At 65.6% G+C, this 20,799-nt stretch carries 20 protein-coding genes; 7 read left to right on the forward strand and 13 right to left on the reverse strand.

Annotated elements, in window-relative coordinates; all coding sequences use genetic code 11:
- Positions 1-22: 22 nt before the first annotated feature.
- The 3 genes from SNE35_RS19900 to SNE35_RS19910 are packed head-to-tail and all read right to left on the reverse strand — an operon-like array spanning position 23 to position 2,064.
- On the reverse strand, positions 23-604 hold the full coding sequence (locus SNE35_RS19900) for a superoxide dismutase (RefSeq protein WP_320424740.1): 582 nt from the start codon (positions 602-604) through the stop codon (positions 23-25).
- A gap of 1 nt (position 605) precedes the next feature.
- Positions 606-1,949, reverse strand: coding sequence for an exodeoxyribonuclease VII large subunit (gene xseA, locus SNE35_RS19905; protein WP_320424742.1), 1,344 nt, complete (start codon positions 1,947-1,949; stop codon positions 606-608).
- A complete protein-coding gene (locus SNE35_RS19910) occupies positions 1,942-2,064 on the reverse strand; it encodes a hypothetical protein (RefSeq protein WP_320424743.1) in 123 nt (40 codons plus the stop codon). Before SNE35_RS19910 ends, xseA begins: the two co-directional genes overlap by 8 nt.
- A 259-nt stretch (positions 2,065-2,323) precedes the next feature.
- Between SNE35_RS19910 and SNE35_RS19915 the strand changes: the two genes are divergently transcribed.
- From SNE35_RS19915 to SNE35_RS19945, 7 genes are all read left to right on the forward strand, one after another.
- Complete coding sequence (locus SNE35_RS19915; RefSeq protein ID WP_320424744.1) at positions 2,324-2,944, forward strand: MotA/TolQ/ExbB proton channel family protein; 621 nt, start codon at positions 2,324-2,326, stop codon at positions 2,942-2,944.
- The gene (locus SNE35_RS19920) at positions 2,941-3,360 is read left to right on the forward strand and encodes an ExbD/TolR family protein (RefSeq protein ID WP_320424746.1); all 420 of its coding nucleotides are present in this window, start codon (positions 2,941-2,943) and stop codon (positions 3,358-3,360) included. Before SNE35_RS19915 ends, SNE35_RS19920 begins: the two co-directional genes overlap by 4 nt.
- Positions 3,360-4,379, forward strand: coding sequence for a tetraacyldisaccharide 4'-kinase (lpxK, locus tag SNE35_RS19925; protein WP_320424747.1), 1,020 nt, complete (start codon positions 3,360-3,362; stop codon positions 4,377-4,379). The genes SNE35_RS19920 and lpxK overlap by 1 nt, the downstream gene beginning before the upstream one ends.
- 11 nt (positions 4,380-4,390) lie before the next feature.
- Positions 4,391-4,579, forward strand: coding sequence for a Trm112 family protein (locus SNE35_RS19930; RefSeq protein ID WP_320424748.1), 189 nt, complete (start codon positions 4,391-4,393; stop codon positions 4,577-4,579).
- Positions 4,576-5,340: a 3-deoxy-manno-octulosonate cytidylyltransferase gene (gene kdsB / locus SNE35_RS19935; protein WP_320424749.1), complete on the forward strand. Its 765-nt coding sequence runs from the start codon at positions 4,576-4,578 to the stop codon at positions 5,338-5,340. Before SNE35_RS19930 ends, kdsB begins: the two co-directional genes overlap by 4 nt.
- Before the next feature lie 105 nt (positions 5,341-5,445).
- Entirely contained in the window at positions 5,446-6,099 is a 654-nt protein-coding gene (gene adk / locus SNE35_RS19940) for an adenylate kinase (RefSeq protein ID WP_320424750.1), read from the forward strand.
- Positions 6,100-6,203: 104 nt separating this feature from the next.
- Entirely contained in the window at positions 6,204-6,962 is a 759-nt protein-coding gene (locus SNE35_RS19945; RefSeq protein ID WP_320424751.1) for a 3-hydroxyacyl-CoA dehydrogenase, read from the forward strand.
- A 66-nt stretch (positions 6,963-7,028) separates the two neighbouring features.
- Here SNE35_RS19945 and SNE35_RS19950 read toward each other — a convergent pair whose 3' ends face one another.
- The 10 genes from SNE35_RS19950 to SNE35_RS19995 form a co-directional block, all read right to left on the reverse strand.
- Positions 7,029-8,282 (reverse strand): hypothetical protein, encoded by a 1,254-nt coding sequence (locus tag SNE35_RS19950; RefSeq protein WP_320424753.1) that lies wholly within the window; start codon positions 8,280-8,282, stop codon positions 7,029-7,031.
- A gap of 105 nt (positions 8,283-8,387) precedes the next feature.
- Positions 8,388-8,819 (reverse strand): ExbD/TolR family protein, encoded by a 432-nt coding sequence (locus SNE35_RS19955; protein WP_320424754.1) that lies wholly within the window; start codon positions 8,817-8,819, stop codon positions 8,388-8,390.
- Positions 8,820-8,839: 20 nt separating this feature from the next.
- Positions 8,840-9,268, reverse strand: a complete 429-nt coding sequence (locus SNE35_RS19960; RefSeq protein ID WP_320424755.1) for an ExbD/TolR family protein — start codon at positions 9,266-9,268, stop codon at positions 8,840-8,842.
- 25 nt (positions 9,269-9,293) lie between these two features.
- On the reverse strand, positions 9,294-10,133 hold the full coding sequence (locus SNE35_RS19965) for a MotA/TolQ/ExbB proton channel family protein (RefSeq protein ID WP_320424756.1): 840 nt from the start codon (positions 10,131-10,133) through the stop codon (positions 9,294-9,296).
- Between the two features lie 116 nt (positions 10,134-10,249).
- Positions 10,250-10,906: an ABC transporter substrate-binding protein gene (locus SNE35_RS19970; protein WP_320424757.1), complete on the reverse strand. Its 657-nt coding sequence runs from the start codon at positions 10,904-10,906 to the stop codon at positions 10,250-10,252.
- Positions 10,907-11,371: 465 nt separating this feature from the next.
- Positions 11,372-14,032, reverse strand: coding sequence for a TonB-dependent receptor (locus tag SNE35_RS19975; protein ID WP_320424758.1), 2,661 nt, complete (start codon positions 14,030-14,032; stop codon positions 11,372-11,374).
- Between the two features lie 344 nt (positions 14,033-14,376).
- The gene (locus tag SNE35_RS19980; RefSeq protein ID WP_320424759.1) at positions 14,377-16,209 is read right to left on the reverse strand and encodes an ABC transporter ATP-binding protein; all 1,833 of its coding nucleotides are present in this window, start codon (positions 16,207-16,209) and stop codon (positions 14,377-14,379) included.
- The gene (locus SNE35_RS19985; protein ID WP_320424760.1) at positions 16,209-17,618 is read right to left on the reverse strand and encodes an ABC transporter permease; all 1,410 of its coding nucleotides are present in this window, start codon (positions 17,616-17,618) and stop codon (positions 16,209-16,211) included. Before SNE35_RS19985 ends, SNE35_RS19980 begins: the two co-directional genes overlap by 1 nt.
- Positions 17,615-18,598: an ABC transporter permease gene (locus SNE35_RS19990; RefSeq protein WP_320424761.1), complete on the reverse strand. Its 984-nt coding sequence runs from the start codon at positions 18,596-18,598 to the stop codon at positions 17,615-17,617. The genes SNE35_RS19985 and SNE35_RS19990 overlap by 4 nt, the downstream gene beginning before the upstream one ends.
- A complete protein-coding gene (locus tag SNE35_RS19995; protein WP_320424762.1) occupies positions 18,595-20,799 on the reverse strand; it encodes an ABC transporter substrate-binding protein in 2,205 nt (734 codons plus the stop codon). The genes SNE35_RS19990 and SNE35_RS19995 overlap by 4 nt, the downstream gene beginning before the upstream one ends.

The raw sequence follows: 20,799 nt of genomic DNA on the forward strand, positions 1-20,799 counted from the left end.
GCTTGTATCCAGATCAGTCTTATCAGGCGAAGTTTGCCTGTGCGAAGTCCCAGTTCACCAGGTGGGTCAGGAAGGCCTCGAGGAACTTCGGACGCAGGTTGCGGTAGTCGATGTAGTAGGCGTGTTCCCAGACGTCGACCGTCAGCAGCGCCTTGTCGGCGGTGGTCAGCGGTGTGCCAGCGGCGCCGGTGTTGACAATGTCGACGCTGCCGTCGGCCTTTTTCACCAGCCAGGTCCAGCCGGAACCGAAGTTGCCGACGGCGCTCTTGGTGAAGGCTTCCTTGAAGGCGTCGAAGCTGCCCCACTTGGCATTGATCGCGTCAGCCAGCGCGCCGGTGGGAGCGCCGCCGCCTTGCGGCTTCATGCAGTTCCAGAAGAAGGTGTGGTTCCAGATCTGGGCAGCGTTGTTGTAGATGCCGCCGCTGGACTTCTTGACGATCTCCTCCAGCGTCATCGACTCGAATTCGGTGCCCTTCTGAAGGTTGTTCAGGTTCACCACGTAGGCGTTGTGGTGCTTGCCGTGGTGGTACTCCAGCGTTTCCTGGCTGTAGTGCGGAGCCAGGGCGTCCTTCGGGTAGGGCAGTGCGGGAAGGGTGTGTTCCATGTCATTTCCTCTGAGGGGGGGTGGAATTCGTGCCGCCGACGATTGTAGGCAGCTTGCTCAGCACCTGCATGCGAGCCTGGCCATCAGCCAGCACGGCGGTGACCTCGGCATGGGTCTGGAGCTGGTCGATCGAGCTGAGCGCGCGGCCGCGCCCGTCGTCGAGCCAGGCGTAACCGCGAGACAGGACGGAGCGTGGATCGAGCGCCGCGAGGCGTGCGGCCAGCGCATCGAGCCGGTGCTGCTGCGTCCGCAAGGCCGCAGGCACCGCCCGCGCGCCGCGCTGCGCCAGGTTGCCCAGGCGCTGCTGCTGCAACAGCTGCCGCCTGGGCAAGACCTGACCCAGCGACTGCCCCAGCAAGGCCAACCGGCGCCGTTCCCGCGCCAAGGTCTCGCTCGGGCGGGCAAGGCGCATGCCGGCGCGATCGAGGCGCTGGGCCATCGTGTCGAGCACGCCGTAGACGCGGCGCTGCAGGCCTCGCTCGAGCACGTCTAGCAGTTCGAGCTGCGAGGCGCGCGAAGGCGCGGCCAGTTCAGCGGCGGCCGTGGGTGTCGGGGCGCGCAGGTCCGCGGCCAGGTCGCTGAGCGTCACGTCGGTCTCGTGGCCGACACCGCAGATCACCGGCAGTGCCGAGCCGGCCACGGCGCGCACGACGCGCTCGTCGTTGAAGGCCCAGAGGTCTTCCAGCGAACCGCCGCCGCGCACCAGCAGCAGCGCATCGACCTCGGCCCGCGCATTGGCTGTCTGCAGCGCCTGCACAAGCGCGGCGGGCGCCTGCTCGCCCTGCACGAGGCTCGGGTACACGAACACCTCGACATGCGGCGCACGGCGTGCCAGGGCGGTCAGCACGTCGTGCAGCGCAGCGCCGGCCGTGGAAGTGATGACGCCAAGCCGGCGCGGAAACGCGGGCAAGGGCCGCTTGCGCTGCGCGTCGAACAGGCCCTCGCCTTCCAGCTTCGCCTTCAGGCGCAAGAACTGTTCGTACAGCGCACCGGCGCCAGCGCGGCGCATCGCCTCGACGATGAACTGCAGTTCGCCCCGCGGCTCGTACAGTGCCAGCTTGCCGCGCAACTCGACCAGCGCGCCGTCGCCCGGGCTGAAGTCGAGCATGCTCGCCGCACGGCGGAACATTGCGCAGCGCAGCGTGGCCTGCTGGCCGTCGGCGTCCTTCAGGCTGAAGTAGCAGTGACCGCTGCCAGCACGCGTGAAGCCGGAGATCTCGCCGCTGACAGTGACCGACGCGAAGCGCGCGGCGAGGCTGTCGGACACCGCCGTCAGCAGGCCCGAAACGCTCCAGACCACACGCTGCAGACCCTGCTGCGATGGGCGTTGCCAGGGCTCAACCATGCGCAAACCCAATGCCCATGCGGGCCGAGAACTCCACAGCCGCGCCAATACTGGGCTGGCGGCCGGTCTTGCCTGTCACGGTGCCGTCACACGCATACAAGCGCTTGTTTTTCAAGTCGTTTTGTCCTGCTCAAGAAAGAGGCAAAGTGTTCAAGCCGCTGATTTTTCGGGCTCCGCGCTCGCGCAGACCCCGCTTGCCCACAAAGTTATCCACAGCGGAAGTGGATTGTTTCCCGGGCGCAAAGCCCGCGCTGGTGCCCGGGCAAGCCTTGGCTTTTGAGGCCCCGGCTTCGGGCCATAATCGCGCGCAAATCCCGGGTGCCGGAGGCGCGCCCGGCGCCGCGATTCCACCAACACGACGAGGGGAGCCATCCTTGCTTTCGATCATACAAGCCGCCGGCTGGCCGATCTGGCCCTTGCTCCTCTGTTCGGTCGTTGCCCTTGCCTTGGTGATCGAGCGCTTCTCCAGCCTGCGCGCCAGCCGCATCGCGCCGGTCAGGCTGCTCGACGAAGTGCTGGGCGTGACCACCCAACAGATGCCGACGCCCGACATGGTCAACCGCCTGGCCGAGAACTCGCTGCTGGGCCAGGTGCTGGCAGCGGGCCTGCGCGCCGTGACGGCCGAGCCGAACATGAATGAAGAGAAGCTGCGCCAGGTCTTCGAGCTGGCCGGCCGCCGCGCCATCCACCAGCTGGAGCGCTACCTGAACACGCTGGGCACGATCGCCACCGCCGCGCCGCTGCTGGGCCTGCTGGGCACCGTGGTCGGCATGATCGAGATCTTCGGCAGCCAGGCCCCGGGCGGCAGCAACCCGACGCTGCTTGCGCACGGCATCTCGATCGCGCTGTACAACACCGCCTTCGGCCTGATGATCGCGATCCCCACGCTGATGTTCTATCGCTACTTCCGCGGCAAGGTAGAGGAGTACGTGCTGGAGCTCGAACAGTCCAGCGACCGCCTGCTGAGCCAGCTGGTTCGTTACCTCGCCACATGAAGTTCCGCCACCGCCGCAGCGAGGAGCCGGAGATCAACCTGATCCCGTTCATCGACGTCCTGTTGGTGATCCTGATCTTCCTGATGCTCTCCACCACCTATTCGAAGTTCACCGAGCTGCAGGTGTCGCTGCCGGTGGCCGACGCGGACCAGTTGAAGGAACGCCCGGCGGAGATCGTCGTGGCCGTGTCGGCGGACGGGCGCTACGTCGTCAATGGCAACGCAGTGGAAGGCCGCTCGGTCGAACTGCTCAGCGCCGCGTTGACCCAGGCCGCGAACGGCCGGCCGGAGACGATGATCGTCGTTTCCGCCGACGCCGCGAGCGCGCATCAATCGGTCGTCAACGTGATGGACGCGGCGCGCCGCGCCGGCCTGTCGCACCTGACCTTCGCCGCGCAGACCAGCACGGGACGCTGATGACACTGGCAGATCGCCTGCAGCGCGAGTGGATCGCGGGCGGGCCGCTGTCGCAATTGCTGCGGCCACTGTCGGCGCTGTACGGCGGCTTGCTGGCGCTACGCCGGCTCTTCTACCGGTGGGGCTGGCTGAAGACCGAGCGTCTGCCGGTGCCGGTAATCGTGGTGGGCAACTGGATCGTCGGCGGTGCCGGCAAGACGCCGACGACCTTGAGTCTGCTAACGATGCTGAAGGCGCGCGGCATCCGGGCCGGGGTGATCTCGCGCGGCTACGGGCGCGAGGGTGACGAGGTGCGGCTGGTATCACGCGCCTCCAGCGCACGTGAGGCGGGCGACGAGCCGCTGCTGATCCATCTGCGCAGCGGCGTGCCAGTGGCGGTGGGCCGCGATCGGGTAGCCGCCGCCCGGGCTTTGCTGGCGGCAAGCCCCGACACGCAAGTGCTGGTCAGCGACGACGGCCTGCAGCACTGGCGATTGCCTCGCTCGCTGGCCGTTCTGGTGTTCGACGAGCGCGGTATCGGCAACGGCCGCCTGCTGCCGGCCGGCCCGCTGCGGCAGTCGCCGCGGGATGAACTGCTCGCCGATGAGATCGTGCTCTATAACGCGGCCCGACCCAGCACGGCCCTGCCCGGCGCGCTGGCACGACGCAGGCTCAGTGGTGCAGTGCGCCTGGACCACTGGTGGACCGGCGAGCCGGCAACGCTCGACGCGCTCCATGCACTGCGTGGGCGGCCGGTGCTGGCCCTCGCCGGCATGGCCCAGCCGCAGCGCTTCTTCGCCATGCTGCGCGAGCAAGGGCTCGCCATCGAAACGCTGGCACTGCCCGATCACCACGACTTCGCCGACCTGCCCTGGCCGGCCAGCATGCCCGACGTCGTGCTGACCGAGAAGGACGCGGTCAAGATCGATCCAGCGCGTTGCGGCACGAACCGCGTCTGGGTCGTCACGCTAGACTTCCAGCCCGAACATGCTTTCGAGCAGCAACTGGCCGAACACCTCGCCCGGCTGCTGCCGACCTAGACCGAAGAATCATGGACACCCGACTGCTGGAAATGCTGGTCTGCCCCTTGTGCAAGGGCCCGCTGGAACACGTGCGCACCGAAACCAGCCGCGAGCTGATCTGCCATGCCGACCGGCTCGCCTTCCCGGTACGTGACGGCATTCCGGTGATGCTGGCCAACGAGGCGCGGACGATCGATCCAGAGACCGAAGGCCGATGAGCTTCACCGTCATCATCCCGGCGCGTTTGGCGTCCACGCGGCTGCCCGACAAGCCACTGGCCGACATCGGCGGCCTGCCGATGATCGTGCGCGTCGCGCAGCGCGCGGCGCTGTCGCAGGCGGCTCGAATCGTCGTCGCCACCGATTCGCACGAGGTGCGGCAGGCCTGCGAGATGCATCAGGTCGAGGCGGTGATGACCCGGGCCGACCATGCCTCGGGCAGCGACCGTCTGGCCGAAGCCTGCGAACTGCTGGGGCTGGACGGCACCGATCTCGTCGTCAACGTGCAGGGCGACGAGCCGTTGATCGCGCCCTCGATGATCGATGCCTGCGTGCGCCTGCTGCGCGAGCGGCCCCAGTGCGTGATGAGCACCGTGGCCCATGCGCTGGACGATGCGGCCGAGTTCGCGAACCCGAACGTCGTCAAGCTCGTCACCGATGCGCAAGGCCTGGCCCTCTACTTCTCGCGCGCGCCGCTGCCCTGGTGGCGCGATGGCAGCAGCCCGGCGGCACCGACACCCAAGCCCGGCAGCGCGCTGCGGCATGTGGGCCTCTATGCCTATCACGCCGGTTTCCTGCGCCGCTTCCCGACGCTGGCGGCCAGCCCGCTGGAGCAGATCGAATCGCTGGAGCAACTGCGCGTGCTGTGGCACGGCGAGCGGATCGCCGTTCATGTCAGCGACGAGAAGCCGGGCCCGGGCGTTGACACGCCGGAAGACCTGGCGCGCGTGCGCCGCTTGATCGAAGCACAAGGCGACTGATCGACGCCGGCGGCGTAAGTTTCGTGATTGAGTGCGCGTGCTATCCTCGCCCGCAGTTCACAAAGGGCGCATCTAGCCCTTTTTTAAATTGAGGAGACACATTCCGTGCGACTGATTCTTCTGGGCGCTCCCGGCGCCGGTAAGGGCACTCAGGCTGCCTTCATCTGCCAAAAGTTCGGCATTCCGCAGATCTCGACAGGTGACATGCTGCGCGCCGCAATCAAGGCCGGTACCGAAATGGGCCTGGCGGCGAAGAAGGTCATGGACTCGGGTGCTCTCGTCAGCGATGACATCATCATCGGCCTCGTCAAGGAACGCATCGCCCAGCCCGATTGCGCCAAGGGTTTCCTGTTCGACGGCTTCCCGCGCACGATCCCGCAGGCCGATGCGATGAAGTCCGCCGGCGTGAATCTGGACTTCGTGCTGGAGATCGACGTGCCCAGCAGCGCGATCATCGAGCGCATGAGCGGCCGCCGCGTCCATGTCGCCTCCGGCCGTACGTACCACACGAAGTTCAATCCGCCCAAGGTCGAAGGCAAGGACGACGTCACCGGCGAGGAACTGATCCAGCGCGCGGATGACAAGGAAGAGACCGTCAAGACACGCCTCGACGTCTACCAGGCGCAGACGCGTCCTCTGGTCGACTACTACTCGCAGTGGGCCGCCAGCGGCGACACGCACGCGCCGAAGTACCGCCGCATCGAAGGCCTCGGCACGGTCGAAGACATCACGCAGCGCGCGCTGGCCGCGCTGGCCTGAGGCGGCGCAGCAAACTCATTCTTCGAGCCGCGTTCACGCGGCTTTTCATTGCCCGACAATTGACGTTTACGTCAACGTAACTCGTGAACCAAGGAGACTGAAGCATGGACATCGCAGGCAAGGTATTCATCGTCACCGGCGGCGCTTCGGGGCTGGGTGAAGGCACGGCGCGGATGCTGGCCACCAACGGCGCCACCGTCGTCATCGCCGATCTGGCGGAAGAGCGCGGTGCTGCGATCGCGCAGGAGATCGGCGGCGCCTTCGTCAAGGCGGACGTCAGCCAGGAGGCCGACGGTCAGGCCGTCGTCGCCAAGGCCGTGTCGCTGGGCAAGCTGATGGGCCTGGTCAACTGCGCCGGCATCGCACCGGCCGTGAAGACGGTGGGCAAGGATGGCGCGCACCCGCTGGCGACCTTCAGCAAGGTCATCAACGTCAACCTGATCGGCAGCTTCAACATGATTCGCCTCGCGGCCGAGGCGATGGCGAAGAACGAACCCGAGAGCACCGGCGAACGCGGCGTGCTGATCTCGACCGCTTCGGTGGCGGCCTACGACGGCCAGATCGGCCAGGCGGCCTATGCGGCGTCCAAGGGTGGCGTCGTCGGCATGACGCTGCCGATCGCTCGCGACCTGGCCCGCAACGGCATCCGCAACATGACGATCGCTCCCGGCATCTTCGGCACGCCGATGCTGTTCGGCATGCCCAAGGAGGTGCAGGACGCACTGGCTGCGAACGTGCCCTTCCCTTCGCGCCTGGGCACGCCGGCGGACTACGCAAAGCTGGTCCAGGCCATCGTCACGAACGAGATGCTGAATGGCGAAGTCATCCGCCTCGACGGCGCGATCCGCCTGGCACCGAAATAAGCGCGGCAGCTCCAGAAAGCAGAAAGGGCCCCTCGCGGGGCCCTTCGCACTTTCAGCGCGAGAAGTTCACTTCTTGCTGCGCGACTGGACGATCCAGATGCGGGCGATGTCGGCTGCACCATCGCTGCCCTTGACGCCACGCCAGGCGGCCTGCGCCTTGGCGGTATCGCCGGCCATGTTGAGCGCCAGGCCCAGGTACAGCTTGGCGTCATCCGGACGCTTCAGCTGATCCTTGTCGATGCCGGCCTGGATCATCTTGGCGCCCTTGGCGGCGTCGCCGCGGAAGGCGGCGGCCAGACCCAATTGCACCAGTGCATCGCCGCTGCGGGCGTCATTGGCGGCCTTCTCGGCCTCAGGCTGAGCAGCCTTGGCTTCGGCAATCTTCTTCGTCATCAGGTCGGCCAGACGCTTGTGGCGTGCGCCCTCAGCGCCCTGACCCAGCACGCCAGCGGCGATGCCCTTGTCGACAACCAGCTTGCCTTCGTCGGGATAGCCGGCCTGGGCGGCGAGCTGCGCCATCTCCATGTAGTCGTTGGCGTCCTTCATGTTGCCGGTGGCCAGCTTCAGGCGGTACAGGTCCAGCGTGAAGCGGTCGGAGAAGCTCTTCTTCTGCGGCAGCGTGCCGAGCACCTGCGCCCACAGTTCCTTGCTCGGGTAGTAGTTGAGCAGCTTCTCCATCGCCACGCCTTCGGCGGCAGAGTCGCCCTTCTTCTGGGCGGCGCCGAGCAGCAGGTTCAGCTTGTCCTTGGACGGTGCACGGCCGGCCTTCTCGTCGGCGGCGATCTCGTCCTGCGTGTCGCGGATGACAGCGGTCATGTCGCCCGACAGGTATTGCGCGCTGGTGAGCACCTGCTTCATCGAGGCGCTGGTGCCGCCTTCCTTGAAGTAGCGCTGCGCCCAGACCAGGGCCTTGGCGTTGTCCTTGTTGCGCAGGTAGGTGCCGGCGATCGACTCCTCCATGCGCAGCTTGTCGGCGGCGTTGAGCTTGCCCGAGGCGCTCAGTGCTTCGAAGCCCTTGACCATCTGGTCGGCATCACCTGCGCCGGAGGCAGCGGCCACGCGCATGCCTTCGATCGCGTTGTTCTCGGCGGCGGTACGGCCGGAGACGCCTTCGGCGTCGCGCACCTTGGCCAGCGCTTCCTTGTACTTGCCGGCCTTGAACAGCGTCTGCGCATCCTTCAGGTGCTTGCCGACTTCCGGGCGCACCGTGTCTGCCTGAGCCTGCGCCTGCGTGAAGCCGACTTCACCGTTCGGTGCGACGCCGAGCACGAATGCTGCAGCACCGATTGCCGCACCAGCCAGTGTCTTCTTCAGTTTCATCTCTTAATCTCCTGCAAGGTAAAGAAAGACGCGCCGCCCTTGCGGGAGGCGCGTCTTCTTGTCTTCAATCGCCAAAAGCAACCACTTGGGCGGTCACTTCAACGCTTACTTGACGAACTGCTCGTTGCCGACCATGCCCATCTTCTTGACGCCCAGGCGCTGAGCCGCAGCCATCACCGCGGCGACCGAGCCATAGTCCACCAGCTTGTTCGGCTTGATGTGGACTTCGGACTGGTCCGGCTCGTTGGCAACTTCCTGCAGCTTCGCCTCGATGTCCGGCAGGCCGGCCAGAGCGACGCCATCCCAGGACAACGTGCCGTCGAAGTCGATGAAGACTTCGTGGACGACAGGGTCGACCAGCGGCTTGTTGTTGCTCGGCGGCGGCATGTCCAAGTTCACCGAGTGCAACTGGATCGGGATCGTGATGATCAGCATCACCAGCAGCACCAACATCACGTCGATCAGCGGCGTGGTGTTGACATCGAGCATCACCTCCGGCTCATCGCCACCGGACGAGCTACCTACATTCATTCCCATGCTTGGCTCTCCTCGCCTTGTTACTCACCGCGCGCCGGCGGCTCGGTGACAAAGCTGACCTTCATGATGCCAGCACGCTGACAAGCAAACACGACCTTGCCGACCGACTCGTAGCGCGCAGCCTTGTCGCCGCGGATGTGCACTTCGGGTTGCGGGTTCAGCACGGCAACCTTGCCCAGCCGCTTGACCAGCGCTTCGACGTCGGGCACCAGTGCGGTGTTCCAGTAGATGTCGCCATCCTTGGTCACCGCCAGCTCGACGTTCTCCGGTTTGGTGACTCGGGGGACGTTGGTCTCCTTCGGGAGATTCAGCGCCACCGATTGCGTCACCACAGGGATGGTGATGAGGAAGATGATCAGCAGGACCAACATCACGTCCACGAGGGGCGTGGTGTTGATCGTCGAAACAACTTCATCATCGCCGGAAGAAGATCCGACGTTCATTGCCATGGTGGTTCTCCGTTACCGAGCGCGATTAGCGCTTGGCGACGTTACGGTTGCCCATCAGCACGCCGTGCAGGTCGGCGGCGAAGGCGCGGACTTCGCCCATCACGCCCTTGTTGCGGTTGACCAGCCAGTTGTAGCCCAGCACGGCCGGAACGGCGACGCCCAGACCGATGGCGGTCATGATCAGCGCTTCACCGACGGGGCCGGCGACCTTGTCGATCGATGCCTGGCCGGCAACGCCAATGGCGGTCAGCGCTTGCAGAATGCCCCACACCGTGCCGAACAGGCCGATGAACGGCGAGGTCGAACCGACGGTTGCCAGGAAGCTCAGGCCCGATTGCACCTTCGTGTTGACTTCGCCGACGGCGCGGTCGACGTTCATCGACACCCAGCTGGCGTGGTCGATGTTCTCGGTCAGGGCGCCTTCATGGTGCTCCGAAGCCTCGATGCCCGACTGGGCGATGAAGCGGAAGGCGCTGCCTTCCTTCAGGCCCTTGATGCCTTCGGCCAGCGATGCCTTCTTGAAGAAGGAAACGCGGACGTCCTTGGCTTCCGACGACAGCTTCTGCGTGTCGTAGAGCTTGGTGATCAGGATGTACCAGCTGCCCATGGACATGATGGCCAGCAGCGCCAGAACGGTCTTCGAGACCATGTCGCCGTGGTTGATCATGGCCATCAGGCCGTACGGGTTGTCTTCCTTGTGAGCGGCCGGGGCGGCAGCAGCGGCCGGGGCAGCAGCGTCAGAGGCAGGAGCTTCAACGGCAGCAGGAGCGGACGCGGCGGAATCTTGAGCCTGGGCCAGGGGCGAAGCACCCAGGGTCACGGCGAATGCGAGGGCAGCCAGGAGGCTGGAGAGGCGAGAAATCATGGAGTCAACTCCTGCGAAAGAATCGGTGTTGGGTTCAGGGAAGCGGGGCCTGGCGAAGGCTCTGGCCCGGTGCACGGAAAAAACTAATTAGACAGCGGACGAGGACCCAGCCTCTGTCAATCGCCGATCTTGAACACGAATTCCTGTTCGATCTCGTGATCACCAGGGCATTCGTAGGTATCGGTCATTGCTGACGTGATGGCAGCCGCCATGGCCCGCTGAGCCTTGCGATCGACACCCGAACGGGTCGCAGCGATCTTGATCGAATCAGGCACCACGCGACCGGCCTTCACCGTAGCGGTGACCTTATACGAGGCTTCGCCAGACCAGCTCATCGAAGGGACGTCCGGCTTGCCCATCTTCGTGCAAGCCGCAGTAGCCTTCTGCGGTCCAGCCGGAGCGGGAGCCGCGGCCGGAGGCGCAGGTGCAGCCGGCGGGGGCGTCGCGCGAATCGGCGCGGCCGGCGGCGGGGTGGACGTCGTGGCCGCGACAGGTGTCGGCGGCGGCGGTGCCGTGACCACGAACTCGGGCGGCGGCACAAACGGGGGCGGCGGGGCCTTCAGGTCCGGCGGCGGCGGCACAACCTTCTCGGGCGGCGGCGGCGGCTTGACCTGTTCTTCGATCACCTTGGTTTCGATCGGTCCAGCGACCTTCTCGAACGCCTTGCGGGCCAGACCGCTCGCCAGACCCCAGATGATGATGACGTGGATGAGTACCACGACACCAAAACCTGTGGCTCGCGACGAGCCGTTCTTCTCCTGCGCAAAATTCATGCGCGCTCCTTCATAAGACTGCCAATCTCTTCATCAAGATATGCGGGGGAGGCGACCCACACAGCAAATGCACTGGGTCCGCCGAGAACCTGAGTCAAGGAGCTGCTGCTTGCCAGCAAATGCACGCCGGAGCTGCTCCAAGTGTCGGCCTTGTAGGCTACGCAAGAAACAGGCCTGCGGCTGCAGGAGAACAAGAACTCGAAAACTCAGGGCACGTTGAGTACCCAATTCAACAAAAATGCCCGCTGGCTTTTGGCCACGGGCTTGACGCCAGATCCGGTCAATGTCGCTGTCAAAAAGTACATTGACTTTCACTCAGACGCGGGCCGAATTTTACATGAAAGGACGGCCCGCACTGCTATGGGGCTAACCCGGGCTATCGGGTCATAACCTCCTGTCAAATGCAAAAACGCGGTGGCAGCTTATCCAGCCACCACCGCATCAGCGGCCTAGTTCAGCCCACGCTTAGAAATCGACCGTCACCTTCGCGTAGAACGCGCGGCCCGTCGGGTCGGCGAACACCGGGTTGTAGCCCTCTTGCCAGTTGTCGGTCTGGTTCGAGAACGGCGGATCGGTGTCGAACAGGTTGCGAACACCAGCCAGCAGCGTGACGTTCTTGGTGGCCTTCCAGGAGCCGTAAGCGTTCCAGATCGAATAGCTGCCCACGCGTCCACCGTTCTGGTCCTTGTAGCCGCCTTGATAGTGGTTCGAGATGCCGGCCGTCCAGTCACCCTTGCTCCAGTCCAGCGTCAGCAGATCCTGCCAACCCAGCACCGGCAGGTAGCCCGCGCTGTAGTCGTTGCGGATGCTCTGCCATGCCGCGCCTTCGTAGGCCTGGAGCTTGTACTGCGTCGTCCAGGTACCCTCCAGGCCCGTACGGAAGCGGCCGTAGGACGTGTTGAGCGTGTAGTTCACGCTGATGTCCACACCGCTCGTCTTCACGCCGCCCGAGTTCTGGATCGTACGGAGGATGTAGCCGCAGGTCGGCGCCGAAATGCCGGCATCGCAGCTGTGGTCACCGGCGATCGACAGCGATCCGCTGGCATTCGGGTGATACAGGTTGCTGAAGGTGTTGTAGTTCTTGTAAATCGTCGAGGTCGTCAGCGTCGTGATCTGGTCGCTGATCGTCACGTGGTAGTAGTCCAGCGTGATGCCCAGGTTGGGCAGCGGCGCCAGAACGATACCGAGATCGTAGTTCTTCGACTTCTCAGGCTTCAGATTCGGATTGCCCCCCGTCACCTGCATGCCCTGGGCATTGCAGATACCCGCAAACTGGTCGCAGACCGAGCCGGCGAAGTTGGTGGAAGCGCCGAGAACCTGCGGCGAATACAAGTTGACGAGCGTTGGCGCACGGAAACCCGTGGAGGCGGTGCCGCGGAACGTCACCATCTTGGACGGCTGGAAGCGGAATGCCGCCTTGGCGTTGTTCGTGCTGCCGAAGTCGCTGTAGTGGTCTTCACGATCCGACAGCGTGAATTCCAGCTGCTTCGTCACCGGCACGTTCAGTTCGCCATACAGCGCCTGCGAGGTGCGCTGGCCCGTGACGCTCGCCGGGTAGTAGCCCGTTTCCGGCGACAGTTCCGCGGCCAGATCGGTCGTGGCGCTGCGGATCCGCTCGCCGCGGAAGCCGACACCCACAGCCAGCGTCGCCGCACCGGCGTTGAACCAGTCGCCCACCGGACGGCTGGCCGACGCGTTCACGTCCCACATCCGCAGTCGCGCCGTGGCGAGGTTGCCACTCTTGTAGGCGTTGTCGATGACGGCCTGGCCTGCGGCGGTCTGCGGGCCGAACGGGTTGATCAGACGGTTCAGGTACTGGTTGCCGCTCGCCGGATCCGTCTCCATCAGCAGGTCCGTGTCCGGGTAGCCGCCAGCCAGGAACACGGTGCTGACGTTCTGGCTGTAGTTGAGGTTGGCCTGGTAATCCCAGTCACCATGCGAGCCGGTCAGGTTCGCCAGGAAGCGCTGCTCGGTCGCGCGGTCGCCCTGGTAGCGGTTGTTATCCGGATCGGTCCAGAGGACATCGATGTCGCTGTTCAGGTTCGGCGTCGCCGTGGCCGGCGTGCTGAAGAACGCGGTGTTGGGCGTGGAACGAGCTGCCGTCGGGAAATAAGCCGAATTGAAGGTCGGGCTCATGTTCACGTCGTACGAGTACGCGCCACCCCAGGTCTGGACCTTCGACCGGGTCGCGAAGTACTGCAGCTTCAACGTGTTGTCAGCGTCAAGCGCCTTCGTCAGCTGGAGCATGCCGGACGTAACGCTCGACGTCGGGAGCAGGTCCGTCGCATTGGTGTACTGGTAGCCGCAGTAGCCGTTGGCGGTATTCAGGTACGACGTATTGACGCCGCTGCTCTTGCCGCAGTCCGGATAGTCGACGGAGAAGAGATTGCCGGTGCTATCTCGGTAGCTGGCCGGCGCCGTGTAGTAAGCATTGTCGCCACCGCCTCGCTGCGCAAAGCCTCGTTGCAGCGCGCGCAGTTCCTTCTGCTTCGTGTAGCTCAGCGTACCCATCAGGTTGTAGCCATCGGAAGCCAGGTCGCCGATGCCGTAGGCAATGTCGCCACTGTAGTCGCCGCCGCCGGAATGCTGCGGGCTGGAGCCGGTCAGGTTCATCTGACCGCCCTTGAAGTCCTTCTTCGTGATGAAGTTGATCACGCCGGCGACCGCGTCGGCGCCGTACACCGACGATGCGCCTTCGCGCAGCACTTCGATGCGATCGACGGCCGCAAAGGGGATGCTGTTCAGGTCGACTCCACCGCCCGTCTGGGCGTTGGCCACGAGGCGCTGACCATCCAGGAGCACCAGCGTCCGGGAGGCACCCAGGCCGCGCAGACTGGCGAAGGAACCGCCGCCGGTGCCCCAAGTGGACACGGTGCTTGCAGTCAGCACGGTCGATTGATTGGAAGCGATCTGCTGGAGCGCCTGCTCAACCGTCGTGATGCCCATGTCCTTCAGGCTCTTCGCCGAAAGGACGGTGATGGCTTCGGTGGTCTCGGCGGATGTGCGGGGGATCATGCTGCCGGTGACGACAACTTTCTCCAGCTGCTGGCTGTCTTCCTGCGCGAAGGCAGACGAAGCCCCTAAAACAATCAGCGCCGCGGCGCTGATCTTGGTCATCTTGAACATCAAATTTCTCCAGAGAAGAGATGAACTGTTGGTTTCACCACGCTCCGCAGCCCCAAGAACAGATGACGTTCAGCCACCTGCAGTACTGCGGAGTCGGGCGCGAAGTTTCAGTTCGAGACACTCTTTCACCCGATAGGGAATCACCCAGCAATCTCTTGTTATAGGAGAAAAAATTCAGCAATGTTCTATGCTATCTAATTGTTTTTAATGGATTTTTATACTTAACAAACAGACACATGACATCATTATGTGAAAGATAAAGTTTTGTACAGCTTTCACAATCGTTGCTCAATGGCAACTGGTATTTCACCCTAGGCTGACACCCTCGTCAGGTAGAAGTCATATCAGTGCGACCACCGTACGCGCGGTGTCGCGGAAAGCAGTTCGCGCGTGTAGTCCTCGCCTGGCGTAGAGAGCAAAGTGCCCGTGTCGCCTGTCTCGACAATCCGCCCTGCCTGCATCACCGCCACCTCGTCCGCGATGTACTCGACGACACCAATGTTGTGCGTGATGAACAGGTAGGACAGCCCGTGCTCGCGCTGCAGTTCCCGCAGCAGGTTCAGGATCTGCGCCTGCACGGAAACATCGAGCGCCGAGGTCGGCTCGTCGCAGACGATCAGACGAGGCTCGACGGCCAGCGCGCGGGCGATGGCGATCCGTTGGCGCTGGCCGCCGGAGAACTCGTGCGGCCAGCGGTCGAGCGCGTCACGGCGCAGGCCGACTTGGTCGACCAGCATCGCCAGCGTCCGCTGGCGCGCCCCGGCATCCAGGTCCGGGCGAAGCGCCAGCAGGCCTTCCTCCAGCACGTCGCCGACGCGCATCCGCGGGTTCAGTGAGGCGAACGGATCCTGGAAGATGATCTGGACGCTGCGGCGCGCGGCCTGCAGTTCCGCGCCACGCGCCAGAAAGAGATCCTGGCTTCCGTCCAGCAAGGCCTGACCCTCAACCTCCGCCTGGCGCCGCAGCAGTTGCACGATGGCCTTGCCGGTCGTCGTCTTGCCGCAGCCGGATTCGCCGACGAGGGCCAGCGTGCGGCCGGGCGCGATCGAGAACGAGACGCCGCGCACCGCGTGGAACCAGGCCGCGCCACCACGATGGTGCTGCAGCGGGAAGCGCACATGCAGGTCGCGCACGTCCAGCAACGGCTGCAGTGCATCGGGTCGCGCGAGAGGCGCTGGCGCTTCCCTCACATCGACAACGTCAGCCGGCAGCGCCTCGCGCGGATCGCTGTACAGCAGGCAACGCACCGGATGCCCCGGCGCGACCTCCTCCAGCTCGGGCAGCGTCCCGGCGCAATGCACCATCGCCCGATCGCAACGCGGCGCGAAGCGGCAGCCCACAAACTCGGTCCACAGCGGCGGCACGGTGCCGGCGATTGCCGCCAGCGGCTGGCCACGTCGCGCGGTGTCCGGCAGCGCCTGCAGCAGCAGCCGCGCATAGGGATGCCTGGGCGCCGCGAAGAAATCCGCCGCGGGCGCCACCTCGACGATCTGCCCCGCGTACATCAGCGCCACCTGCTGGGCCATGCCGCTGACCACGGCCAGGTCGTGCGTGATCAGCAGCAACCCTAGCCGGCGCTCGCGCTGCAGTTCGCGCAGCAGGTCGAGGATCTGGGCCTGGATGGTCACGTCCAGCGCCGTCGTTGGCTCGTCGGCGATCAGGTAGTCGGGCTCAGCGGCCAGGGTCATCGCGATCATCACGCGCTGCTTCTGGCCGCCGCTCATGCGGAACGGATAGTCGTCGATGCGGCGCTCCGGCTCGGGAATGCCGACACGACGCAGCCATTCGATGGCCTTGGCCCGGGCGGCGCGCCCACGCAGCGGCGTGTGCGCCTCGATCGCCTCGACGATCTGCGCGCCCACCTTCATCACCGGGTTCAGGCTGGTGGAGGGCTCCTGGAAGATCATGCCGATGCGGCCGCCGCGCACGTCGCGCATCCGCGCCTCGGGCAGCGCCAGCAGGTCCGTCTCGTCGAGCCGCACGCTGCCGGACTCAATGCGGGTGCCGTCCGGCAGCAGGCGCATCAGGGCCAGCGCCGTCATGCTCTTGCCGCAGCCCGACTCGCCGACCAGCGCGAAGGTCTCGCCGCGCGAGATCGTGAGCCGCATGCCGTCGATCGCGCGCACCAGCCCCGCGTCGGCATCGATGGCCAGCCTCAGGTCTTCGATGCTCAGCATCAGGCACGCACCTTCTTCACCAAGCGAAGATGTGGCCGCTGGCTGCGCGAGCGCGGGTCGAAGGCATCGCGCACGCCGTCGGCGAACAGATTGGCCGCCAGCACCAGGGCCACCATGCTGCCGAAGGCGGCGGCGAAGCTCCACCACACGACCGGGTCGCGCGACATCTCCGCCCGCGCCAGGTTGATCATGCCGCCGAAGCTCATCAGCGTCGGGTCGACGCCCACGCCCACATAGGTCAGCACCGCCTCGTACAGGATCAGGTCCGAGAAGCTCAGCACCGCCGTGATCAGCACCAGGTGCATCACGTTGGGCACGATGTGGCGCGCCATGATGCGCGCGTCGCTCACGCCGAAGGCCGTGGCCGCCTGCACGTAGTCCAGCTCGCGCAGCTTCATCGTCTCGGCGCGCACCAGGCGGCATAGGCCCGCCCAGCCGGTCAGGCCGAGGATCAGGCACAGCAGGAACATCTTCAGGTCCGAGCGCTCGGCCGCGGTCTCGAAGGCCTCAGGATTCTTGTCGAGGAAGACCTGCACCATCAGCACGCAGGCCGCGATCAGCAGCACGTTGGGCACCGAGCTCAGCAGGGTGTAGAGGTACTGGATCGCTTCGTCCACCCAGCCCTTGAAGTAGCCGGCCAGCACGCCCAGCACCAGCGCCAGCGGCAGGGTTGCCAGCGTCGACAGCGCCCCGATGACGAAGGCGGTGCGCACGCTCTTCAGCGCCTGGTAGAGCACGTCGTTGCCGGTGCGGTCGGTGCCCAGCATGTGGTAGTGCGGCATCAGCATCAGCACCGGGCCGACCACGAGCGCCATCGCCGCCAAGGTCAGCCAGGCCGCCCGCAGCGGGTAGTGCGTGCGATCAACCAGCAGGTCGCGCGCGCCACCGCGCCAACCACCATGCGCGCGGGCCAGCCGAGCCGCAAACAGTGCGAACAGCAGCACCGCGGCAACGAGACCCAGCGCCAGCCCCTGCCCCGCCCGCCCGAGCACGTCGCCGGCCCAGTCACGCGCCGGGTCCTGCAGCTGAGCACCGCCGAACTGCAGCTTCGGATAGTCGCGCGCGCCGTCGGCCGTCGGCGCCTTGTTGTAGCCCCGCCAAGCCAGCGGCGCGGAATAGCTGCTCTCGCGCGCCGCGATCTGGCGGCTCATCGCCACGTCGAGCAGCGACTCGGTGCGGGTGTCGTAGACACCGCCGGGCAGCGCCTGGCGGAAGTGGATGCTGTCCACCATCGTCACCAGCAGGAAGGCCGCCATCACCACGCCGGCACTCACCGCCACCGGATCGCGCAGCACGCGCTCCCAGGTGGCGCGCAGGTTCGGCTGGCTGCGGATGCGCAGCACATAGGCGACAAGCGCGGCGAACATCGCCCACAGCGCGATGTCGGTCCACAAGAAGACGAGCTTCATGACAGCCTCACCCGCGGATCCGCCCAGGTGTAGGCCACGTCCATCAGCGCGTTCGACGCGATGTACAGCACCGCGCCGAGGAAGACCATCGTCCGCACGATCGCGAAATCCTGGCCCGCGATCGCATCGATGATGAAGGCTCCCAGGCCCGGGATGCCGAAGAAGCTCTCGAACACCAGCGAGCCGAGGAAGACGTAAGGCAGGTAGCTGCCGGCGCTGGTGATGATCGGAATCAGCGCGTTGCGCAGCACATGGCGGAACAGCACCACCTGCTCGCTGAGGCCCTTGGCCCGTGCGGTGCGCACGTAGTCCTTGCCGATCTCCTCCAGGAACATCGCCCGGTACAGCCGCGCCTCGGTGCCCAGCCGCGAGAGCAGCGAGAGCAGCACCGGGAGCACCAGGAACTTCGCCGCATCCAGCCCCGGCTCATAGCCGTTGATCGGCACCAGCCGCAGCACGCGCGAGAAGAAGAACTGGCCGACGATGATGTAGAACAGGCTGGAGATCGACAGCATCAGCACGCACAGCACCACGCCCCAGAAGTCGATCGCCGAGTTGCGGAAGAACACCAGCAGCAGCGAGAAGCTCACGCTGACCAGCAGCTGCAGCACGAACACCGGCACGGCCAGCTGCAGGCTCACGCCCATGCGCACCTTCACCTCATGACCGATGTTGACGGCCTGGCGTGCATCGGAACGGCCGAAGTCGCCCACCATCAGCGAGGCCGAGCGCTCCCAGAGGATCGTGTGGGTCAGCTTGCGCGCGCCGTCGGCCGAGGCGTCCCAGTAGAGCGGCTTGTCGTAGCCGCGCTCGGTCTTCCAGCGCTCGATCTGTTCCTGCGTCACCCGCTTGCCGCCGATGTTCAGGCGCGCCATGTCGTCCGGCGTGTTCACCGAGAAGAACAGGAAAAAGGTGAACAGGTTGACGCCGACCAGCACCAGCAGGCCATAGCCGAAACGGCGCAGCAGATGGCGGATCATGATGCCGAGTACCCCGGCGCGGTGGCGCGCTCGCGGGCCATGAAGCTGCGCCGCGTCTGCCATGCGATGAAGGCCGCGCCGCCCACCAGCACCAGCAGCGGCCACCAGACGGGATCGTTCCAGGCGTGCACCTTGCGCGTGCGCTCGGCCGGGTCAATCCGGTAGTAGCGCAGCACGTCGCGCACCACCACGCCCGGCTTGCCGTTGTGCAGCCAGCTCTGGAAGGCCAGGCCCGAGTAGGACCAATAGCCGAAAGCCCAGGGCGCGTCCTGCTGCACGATCTTCACCATCTGGTCGATCACCCGCTGCTTCTCCGGCCCTTCTTCCAGCGTCTGCATCTGCCGGTAGAGTCGGTCGTACTCGGGGTTCTCGTAGTTCGCCACGTTCTCGCCCTCATGCAGTGACTTGGCATTCGGGCCGTAGAGCAGGAACAGGAAGTTCTCGGCATCCGGATAGTCGGCGAACCAGCCCCACCAGAAGACCTGGTGCTTGCCCTTCAGCACCTTGTCCTGGAATTGGTTGAAGTCCGTCGCGCGGATCTCCAGCTGGACGCCCAGCTTGGCGAACTGCTTGACCATCCAGTCGTTCTCGGCCTTGAACTCGGGCGTGACGACGCGGTTGAAGTCGTAGCTGAGCACCAGCGGCTTGCCGGTCTGCGCGTCACGGCCATCGGGGTAGCCGGCCTCGACCATCAACCGCTTCGCATCCTCGATCGACCGGCGCACGATGTGGCCGTCGACCACGTGATGCGTGACCGCGTCAATGCCTTCGACCGTGCCCTCGCGCGAGCCGAACACGCCCGGCGGTACCGGCCCGTGCGCCGCATCGCCACCCTTGTTGCGGAAGATGCGGCCATAGCCTTCCTCCCAATCGATCGCGATGGAGAGCGCCTGGCGCAGCTTGCGGTTGCGCTCCTGCTGCGCCGGCGTGTCGCCGCGGCCCACCACCGGGTCCAGCCAGTTGAAGCCGAGGTACCAGTTGGTGATGTCCACCCGCATCGGGAACTGGTAGCCGCGCTCGTCGAAGCGCTTGTGCACCTCGTCGGAATCGTTCTTGTCGACGAGGAACTCGACGCCCCAGTCGGCACGATCCACCTCGGGCAGGTCGATCCAGCCCTGCTTGAACAGCTCCTTGATCGGCTCGCGCTCCTTGACGTTGTCCATCACCACCTTGTCGATGAAGGGCAGCGGCTTGCCGCAGTCCGCCAGCCGCCCGGCCGGACCGTCCTCGGGCTCGCCTTCGCAGGGGTAAAGGTCGTCCTTGCGGTAGTTCGGGTTGCGCACCATCACGTGCTGCCGGTCCTGCAAATAGACCTTCATCATGAAGGGCCCGGTGCCGACCGGCCACTGGTTCAGCGACAGGCTGTTGTCGCTCATGCCGGGCTGGGCATAGAAGGCATCGGCCTCCCACGGCAGCGGCGCGAGGAAGGTCATGGCCATCCAGTACGACCACTGCGGATATTTGCCTTTGATCCTGATGCGGAGGCGATGCGCGTCCAGCGCCTGCGCGCCTTCGAGCGGCCATTGGCGCAGATCCAGGAAGGGCTTGTCCGCCAGGGTCTCGGGCAGGCCGGCCAGCTGCTTCGCGCTCTCCTGGCGCAGCAGCTCGCCATAGGCCTGCAGGCCGATCACGTGTTCGGCGAACAGGCCGTAGATCGGCGCCTCGACGCGCGGCGAGGCGTGCCGCTTCAGCGCGTAGACGTAGTCCTCCGCGACCAGCTCGCGCGTGCCCTGCACCGGGAAGTCGAAGGGCGAGCGCTTGTCGCCCAGCTCGGCACGGCTCAGGTGGTGATAAAGGTAGTGCCCCTGCGCATCCTTCGCGAAGGCCGGGTGCGGCGCATACATCACGCCCTGGCGGATCGGGATGTCGTAGACGCTCTGGGCGATCTGCTCCACCGGCGCGTCCTCGGGCAGGCGCTTGCCGGCAGCATCGAGGTAGTAGGGCTTCACGACCTCGCTCGCGCCGCGCGGCACCAGCGTGTAGGGCCGCTTCAGGTAGTGGTAGCCGTACAGCGGCTCGTAGATCTCGTAGGTGAAGCTGCTCTCCGGCGCCGAGTAGGACGAGGTCGGATCCAGGTAGCGCGGCGAGCGCTCGGTGAAGGCCATGAACAGCGTGTTCTCCTTCTCCGAGCCGAGTGGATGCGGGCTGTTGTTGCAGGCGGCGAGCGCCAGCAACAGCAGCAGCGAGAGCAGCTGGCGCAC

It is taken from the genome of Roseateles agri, from assembly GCF_034043675.1.
GTDB lineage: Bacteria > Pseudomonadota > Gammaproteobacteria > Burkholderiales > Burkholderiaceae_C > KK5.